The sequence below is a fragment of the Leucobacter japonicus genome (genome assembly GCF_001273855.1).
GTDB classification, from domain to species: domain Bacteria; phylum Actinomycetota; class Actinomycetes; order Actinomycetales; family Microbacteriaceae; genus Leucobacter; species Leucobacter japonicus.
The window spans coordinates 1-217 of the sequence record NZ_JHBX01000023.1 but is presented as its reverse complement, the minus strand read 5'-3'; the positions used below and the strand labels follow the sequence as shown (position 1 = coordinate 217).

Below are 217 nucleotides of genomic sequence, written 5' to 3'. Positions count from 1 at the left end.
GAAATTACACTTCCTAGAGAAGAAATGTAATTGTATGGTGCAAATGCATCAGGATAATCAGGGATACGTCGAGGCATTCCTGATAGACCTAGGAAATGTTGTGGGAAGAATGTCAGGTTAACTCCTACAAAGAATGTCCAGAAATGGATTTTTGCAAGAGTTTCATTGTATGTTTTACCAACAATTTTTGGGAACCAGTAATAGAATCCAGCAAAGA

At 37.3% G+C, this 217-nt stretch carries 1 protein-coding gene; it reads right to left on the bottom strand.

Annotated features, from left to right (window positions below):
- A partial coding sequence (locus tag AMS67_RS18350) for a cbb3-type cytochrome c oxidase subunit I (RefSeq protein WP_193787050.1) occupies positions 1-217 on the bottom strand: 217 nt, incomplete at both ends.